Origin of the sequence: Clostridium sp. HV4-5-A1G (genome assembly GCF_900184915.1) — a bacterium.
Classification (GTDB): Bacteria; Bacillota; Clostridia; order Clostridiales; family Clostridiaceae; genus Clostridium_B; species Clostridium_B aromativorans.
The window spans coordinates 1-6,577 of sequence record NZ_FXYI02000185.1; the positions used below are offsets into that span (position 1 = coordinate 1).

Consider the following 6,577-nt stretch of genomic DNA (forward strand, 5'->3'; position numbering starts at 1 on the left):
ATAAAATATATATATTTATGGAGAATTGTTTATAATAATATTAAGAATGAAATTATTTTATGAGGAGTGTATGAGTATGAAAGCTTCTAATTTTCTCTATTATAAGAATTGGGCGGTGATTGGAAATGTTTCTACGGAAGGGAAATATGCCTTTAAAATAGTAAATTCTCTAAAAAATTCAGGATATGATGTGATTGGAATAAACCCCAGAAATATTGCTGGAGATACTCACGAATATATAAAAAAGGCATTTTCAAAGATCCATGTACTGGATTTGTGTATAAATCCCAGCAAAGGAATTGATATAGTTAAGATAGCAAATGAAGCGGGAGTGGATAAGATATTAGTACAACCTGGAGCAGAAAGCCAGGAAATATTGGACTTTTGCAATAATAACGGAATAGATGCTGTCTGTGGATGTGCACTTGCAGAATTATCTAAAAGACATCAAAGGTAGGAGGGTTTTAATTTATGTTAAAAATATATGCAGTATCCGATTCCATAGGTGAGACTGCAGAACTTGTAGCTAAAGGAACTGCCTGTCAATTTTATTCTGATATAGAAGTGCATAGGGTACCGTATATAAAAAGCTGTAGTGATGTAAATAAATTTATAAATGGCTTGGATAGCAAAGAAAATATTATGATCATATCTACTATCGTACTTGTAGAAGTGAGAGAATTTTTAGTTCAGAGGTGTATAGAATCTGGTATACCTGTAAATAACATCTTAGGGCCCTGTATAAGTATGGCATCTAGGCTTTTAAATAAGATACCTGAATACAGGCCGGGTGCTGTATGGGAAATAGATTCCCGGTACTATAAAAAGATAGAGGCAGTGGAATTTGCTATTAGGTATGATGACAGTAAGGATAATTCGGGCATAAGATATGCTGATGTAGTATTATTGGGACTTTCTAGAACTTCTAAGACTCCACTTTGTATGTATTTAGCTAATAAAGGAATAAAAGCTTTGAATATACCACTTATGCCGGAAGTACCGATACCAGAGGAACTGTTTCAAGTTGATAGAAAAAAGATTGTGGCTCTTACTATAGATCCTATACATCTGATAGAAATAAGAAAACATAGAATGGATAGATATAATATGATGTCTACAAAATTGAAGTATGCTGATGAAGAGAGAGTTCTTCAGGAATTGGAGTTTTCGGACAGGCTTATAAAGAAATTACACTGCAAAGTAATAGACGTGACAAAAAGAGCTATTGAAGATACCGCCCTTATTATAATGGAGTATATAGGGTATGTAGGTACAAAAAACTATTAAGGTAAGCAGAAAGTTGAATAATTAATTTTAAACTCGAAGATTTTCTTAAAGTGTTGATATATAAGGATTTTAGAGAAAATATAGGGAAATGAATCTTATAATCTGGGAAAAAGGTGTTGACACTTTAAAGAATATTTTGTATTATAGACTATGTCAGGTCGCAGGGATATAACATAGAAGAATGTATAAGGCCCCTTGGTCAAGTGGTTAAGACACCACCCTTTCACGGTGGTAACAGCAGTTCAAGTCTGCTAGGGGTCACCACAATCATATGGGCGCATAGCTCAGCTGGGAGAGCATCTGCCTTACAAGCAGAGGGTCACAGGTTCGAGCCCTGTTGTGCCCACCATGTGAAATTGTTTTAATGTGGCTCAGTAGCTCAGCTGGTTAGAGTGCCGGCCTGTCACGCCGGAGGTCGAGGGTTCGATACCCTTCTGAGTCGCCATGTATACAAATATCTATATATTTGTAGAGCAAATAATGAATTGACTTAAATGAGAAGTCTACTCTAGAAGGGAGGCTTACTCATTTAAGTTGAGGATTGTAATGTGTTTTTTAATTTTATAAAATAAGGGCCCCTTGGTCAAGTGGTTAAGACACCACCCTTTCACGGTGGTAACAGCAGTTCAAGTCTGCTAGGGGTCACCACAATCATATGGGCGCATAGCTCAGCTGGGAGAGCATCTGCCTTACAAGCAGAGGGTCACAGGTTCGAGCCCTGTTGTGCCCACCATGTGAAATTGTTTTAATGTGGCTCAGTAGCTCAGCTGGTTAGAGTGCCGGCCTGTCACGCCGGAGGTCGAGGGTTCGATACCCTTCTGAGTCGCCATGTACGCTGGCATAGCTCAGTTGGTAGAGCAACTGACTTGTAATCAGTAGGTCGTGAGTTCGAAGCTTACTGCCAGCACCATGGATAGGTTTTACAGTACTTAGCTGTAAAGCCTATTTTTTATTTAAATACATTATTATCTTATATTAAAAGGTCCTTTAAACAGTACTTTGATCATCAAGCCTATTAGTTCTTCCGGATCTGTTTTCATTCCTGTTTCAACCCAATATGTTATAACTCCTATATTCGCAGAAGATATGTATTCCAGCAGATATTCATTTAAATTTCCTACATTTCTCTTTTCTGCTTTGAATTTTATAGAAAGTTTCTTTTTCATGGTACTTTTTATCTTGTATGTAAATAGATTATCTCCATTTTTACCAAGGAGAGCTTTAAAATAATTACTGTGCTGTTTTATGTAGTTGAATATTTTTCTTATGGTTTCTAAAAAAATATCAAGATCCTGCTGTTTATGGATTATAATATTTTCTGTTTTTATTATATTTACTAAGTCGGAAAGTAATCCTTCCTCTATTTCTTCCAACAGATTATCTATATTTTCATAGTAATTGTAGAATGTTCCGCGGTTTAAACTGGATTTCTGGCATAGTTCCTTTACGCTTATTTTGTTTATAGGCTTATGTGTATATAGTTCAATAAAGGTGTCTTTAAGTAACTGGTTTGTTTTTGAAGTCATGGATGCTCACTTCGCTTTCAGTTGAATTCATTAACATTTTACACGTAAAGTAAAATAAAAATCAACAGAATTGGAGAAAATGTTTATTATGTAGAGTCATCCCTGTAGTATAATCAGCATATGAGGAGGAATACTATGGAGCATAGTTCTTATAGTGTAGTAGTTCAAAATGTAGATAGATGCTTTGGAAAGCATCAAATACTTTACAATATAAACTTGAAAGTGACCTGTTCACAGATCTTCGGACTTCTAGGACCTTCAGGTTCAGGCAAGACAACTCTAGTTAAAATGATCGCGGGAATTGATGTGCCTACAAAGGGACAGGTTTATGTACTGGGAGAGGAAATGCCTAAACTTTCAATGATGAATAAAATTGGGTATATGGCACAGTCTGATGCCCTTTATGGAGATATAACTGCAGAGGAAAATCTGAAGTTTTTTGCTGCCATGTACAATATATCTAAAGAAAATTGTACAAAGCGTATTGATGAAGTCATGGAATTGGTAAATTTATCTGAACATTTAAAGAAGAAAGTCAATCAATATTCTGGTGGAATGAAGCGGCGTCTGTCACTGGCTATTGCAATGTTAAATCAGCCTTTAGTACTTATTTTGGATGAGCCTACAGTAGGCATCGACCCTGTGCTTCGGAAATCTATATGGAATGAGTTGGACAGGTTAAGCAAAGAGGGTACTACCATCATAATTACAACTCATGTGATGGACGAAGCTGATAAATGTGATAACCTTTGCATGATACGTAATGGAAGGGTAATTGCAGCAGGCACTCCTGATGTGCTTAAAAAAAATACTGATTCCAATACAATAGAAGAAGCCTTTCTGTACTATGGAGGTGCTAAATGATGAGAATTGCCGCACTTACTATACGTATCTTGCGTCAGCTTAGAAATGACCGGAGGACTATTGCACTTATGATATTGGCACCTATTTTTGTATTGACGTTGATGTCATATATTTTTAATGGAGTTCAGTATGATCCAAAAATAGGCGTTATAAATGCACCTGAGAGCTTTATAGACAGATTGGAGAGCAGGTATGCAGTTGTAGGCAGGTACAGCGAAAGTGAAGCAGATATGCTTATAAGAGAATCAAAATTGGATGCGGTCATAAATTATAAGAGAGGAATTCCATATATTACGCTTGAGGGAAGCGATCCGGGGAAAAGCAAAGCAGTTATTGTACTGGTTCAAAACAGTATTCAAGATGCAAACCTAGGTATTAAACCAGATGTAACTTATTTATATGGTTATGAGAATATGACTTCATTTGACAATTTTGGACCTATACTTATTGGTTTCTTTGTGTTTTTCTTTGTATTTTTAATATCTGGAGTTTCTTTTCTAAGAGAACGTACCCAGGGAACTCTTGAGAGACTGCTTGCTACTCCAATACGTAGATGGGAAATTGTACTGGGATATATTTTGGGGTTTGGTATTTTTACTATAATACAGGCAGCTCTTATAGCCTGGTTTTCAATCAATGTTATAAATATGATGATGGTGGGATCTTTTATTTTAGTACTTATAATTACATTTCTAACTGCCATGGTAGCATTAACTATGGGAACTGCTCTATCTGCATTTGCGGAAAATGAACTTCAGATGATACAATTTATACCACTTGTTGTAGTTCCGCAGGTGTTCTTTTCCGGGCTATTTGATATGAGTACTATGGATACCTGGCTTCAAGTAATTGGGAAATTTATGCCGTTGTACTATTCAGCCGACGCCTTAAAACAGATCATGATACGGGGCAGGGGAATGGCTTCGATCTGGACAGATATTTTTATTTTAATAGGGATTTGTATGGTTTTTATTGTATTAAATATATTGGCACTCAAAAAATATCGCAGAATTTAAAATAGAATTATTTTAGGATGATAAGGGAGAGAGTTTTATGAAACGAATATATATATGTATTCTATTTGCGGCATTTATATTAACAGGCTGTGGAAGTAAATCTTCTATAACTTTAAAAGGTGATATTGCTGACAATACTGTTTCTGTAAGCAGCACTGTTGGCGGCAAGGTAATAAAAATGAATAAAAATCAGGGTGAAAAAGTAAAAAAAGGTGATCTAATTGCTCTTATAGATAATTCAAGTCAAAAATATCAGGTGGCTCAATTACAGGCAGTGGTTGATATGAAAAAGGCAAAATTGTCTTCATTAAATGCAGGCACCCGTACTGAACAAATTGAACAGGCTAAAGCACAAGTCAAGGCTGCAGGTGCCCAACTTGATTTATTAAAATCGGGGAATAGACAGGAACAGATAAATCAGTCACAAAACAATGTTTCAATTGCACAGCAGGATTTAAATATTGCTCAAACTCAATATGATAACTCCAAATCAGATTACGAAAAATATTTGATTTTAAATAAATCAGGAGCCATATCTCAAAAAGAACTGGAAGATGTTAAGTTAAAAATGGATACTTCAAGTTATACGCTCCTGTCTGCAAAATCAAAATTGGACAATGCCAGACAGCAGTTAAATTTAATGCAGGAGGGCTCTACCTCTCAGGCCATTGAAACTGCCAGTGCAAATTATGAGGCAGCAAACGCCCAGCTGAAACTTCTTGAAAATGGCCCTACCGACGATGAGATCAAGGCGTCACAAGAAGATCTAAATCAATCCATAGCTCAGCTTAGCCAGGCAAAAAATGAGCTTAACAAATACAATATAACCGCATTGTCCGATGGAATTATAATAAGTAAAAATTTTGAATTAGGTGATATAGTGACTGCGGGAAGTAATATTGCGGACATAGCGGTGACAGACGATCTGTATGTCATCTGTTATCTGCCGGACAAGTATTTGGATAAAATACACTATAATCAGTATGTGAATGTAAAAACATCACTGGGAATACAGAAGGGAAAGATAAATTATATTGATCTTAAGAAAGGATACACACCTAAAGATAAACAATCAACTTCAGATAAGGATCATATAACTACTAAGATAAAAATTGCCATAAAAGATAAAACTGGGATATTAAAGTCTGGTATGACTGCAGAAGTTGAAATCCCATTTAAATAAATGAAAATAGAACTTTGAATATTTTTCTAGAGAATTAAAAAATATAAGGGAAATAGGCACAGATCAATTTAGAATATGATCCCATGCCTGTTCTCCCTATCTAGATAAAGTGGATTTTATTTTAAATTCTTATTTTGTATATTTTGTTTTATGCGTATGTCTTCTCCGAAGAATTTACATAGGGTAAACTCTCCCAGTAATCTGGAGGAAATTCTTTCAGAATAGGATTTTAAAAGTTCTTCTAAGTCACAATTAGTCGATATAAGCATTTTTTTTTGTTTTAATAATTTTCTATTTAGAATGTTAAATAGTTCAGTTTTAGAAAAATCTGTTATTTGTTCTGAACCCAAGTCATCTATTATAAGTAAATCACAGTTCATAAGGAAATCTTCTAAATTAGTATCATTTTTAAATCTTATATTTTTTAAGTCTTCTATTAGATCTTCTGAAGTTCTGTAAACTACTAAAAAACCTCTATCCAGCAATTCTTTTGATATGCAATTTGATAAAAAGGTTTTACCCGTGCCTGGATTGCCGTAAAATAACAAGTTTTCCTTAGAAGAAGAAAAATTTTCTATGTAATTCCAGGATATAGAGGCTATTCTCTCTATGTTTTTCCTGGGGCTGGTCGGATTTCCTTTACTTTTTAAAGAAGAATATACTTGAAAATTAAAATTGTCAAAATTATTTTTATTTAATAT

Annotated in this window: 7 protein-coding genes and 7 tRNA genes; 12 read left to right on the forward strand and 2 right to left on the reverse strand. The window is 34.8% G+C overall.

Annotated features, from left to right (window positions below; translation table 11 throughout):
* Window positions 1-76: 76 nt before the first annotated feature.
* The 9 genes from J5G60_RS15380 to J5G60_RS15420 all read left to right on the forward strand — a co-directional run bounded on the left by J5G60_RS15380 (window position 77) and on the right by J5G60_RS15420 (window position 2,197).
* A complete protein-coding gene (locus J5G60_RS15380) occupies window positions 77-457 on the forward strand; it encodes a CoA-binding protein (protein ID WP_150356488.1) in 381 nt (126 codons plus the stop codon).
* A gap of 14 nt (window positions 458-471) precedes the next feature.
* Window positions 472-1,287 carry a pyruvate, water dikinase regulatory protein gene (locus J5G60_RS15385; protein WP_150356489.1) on the forward strand — a complete coding sequence of 272 codons (816 nt, stop codon included), beginning with the start codon at window positions 472-474 and terminating at the stop codon, window positions 1,285-1,287.
* A 189-nt stretch (window positions 1,288-1,476) separates the two neighbouring features.
* A tRNA-Glu gene (locus J5G60_RS15390) sits at window positions 1,477-1,551 on the forward strand.
* Window positions 1,552-1,560: 9 nt separating this feature from the next.
* Window positions 1,561-1,636, forward strand: a tRNA-Val gene (locus J5G60_RS15395).
* Between the two features lie 19 nt (window positions 1,637-1,655).
* Window positions 1,656-1,732, forward strand: a tRNA-Asp gene (locus tag J5G60_RS15400).
* 128 nt (window positions 1,733-1,860) lie between these two features.
* A tRNA-Glu gene (locus J5G60_RS15405) sits at window positions 1,861-1,935 on the forward strand.
* A 9-nt stretch (window positions 1,936-1,944) separates the two neighbouring features.
* Window positions 1,945-2,020, forward strand: a tRNA-Val gene (locus J5G60_RS15410).
* 19 nt (window positions 2,021-2,039) lie between these two features.
* Window positions 2,040-2,116, forward strand: a tRNA-Asp gene (locus J5G60_RS15415).
* A 5-nt stretch (window positions 2,117-2,121) separates the two neighbouring features.
* Window positions 2,122-2,197, forward strand: a tRNA-Thr gene (locus J5G60_RS15420).
* A gap of 55 nt (window positions 2,198-2,252) precedes the next feature.
* Here J5G60_RS15420 and J5G60_RS15425 read toward each other — a convergent pair.
* Window positions 2,253-2,813 carry a TetR-like C-terminal domain-containing protein gene (locus tag J5G60_RS15425; RefSeq protein WP_150356490.1) on the reverse strand — a complete coding sequence of 187 codons (561 nt, stop codon included), beginning with the start codon at window positions 2,811-2,813 and terminating at the stop codon, window positions 2,253-2,255.
* A gap of 135 nt (window positions 2,814-2,948) precedes the next feature.
* On the opposite strand from J5G60_RS15425, the gene J5G60_RS15430 reads away from it, so the two are divergent.
* Genes J5G60_RS15430 through J5G60_RS15440 form a run of 3 tightly spaced genes read left to right on the forward strand, consistent with a single transcriptional unit; the run spans window position 2,949 to window position 5,876 of the window.
* Window positions 2,949-3,677 carry an ABC transporter ATP-binding protein gene (locus J5G60_RS15430; protein WP_150356491.1) on the forward strand — a complete coding sequence of 243 codons (729 nt, stop codon included), beginning with the start codon at window positions 2,949-2,951 and terminating at the stop codon, window positions 3,675-3,677.
* Window positions 3,674-4,693 (forward strand): ABC transporter permease, encoded by a 1,020-nt coding sequence (locus tag J5G60_RS15435; RefSeq protein WP_229981231.1) that lies wholly within the window; start codon window positions 3,674-3,676, stop codon window positions 4,691-4,693. The genes J5G60_RS15430 and J5G60_RS15435 overlap by 4 nt, the downstream gene beginning before the upstream one ends.
* Before the next feature lie 37 nt (window positions 4,694-4,730).
* Complete coding sequence (locus J5G60_RS15440) at window positions 4,731-5,876, forward strand: HlyD family secretion protein (protein WP_150356492.1); 1,146 nt, start codon at window positions 4,731-4,733, stop codon at window positions 5,874-5,876.
* 116 nt (window positions 5,877-5,992) lie between these two features.
* Here the strand turns inward: J5G60_RS15440 and J5G60_RS15445 are convergent.
* The coding region (locus tag J5G60_RS15445) for an ATP-binding protein (RefSeq protein WP_150356493.1) at window positions 5,993-6,577 on the reverse strand (585 nt) is incomplete at its 5' end.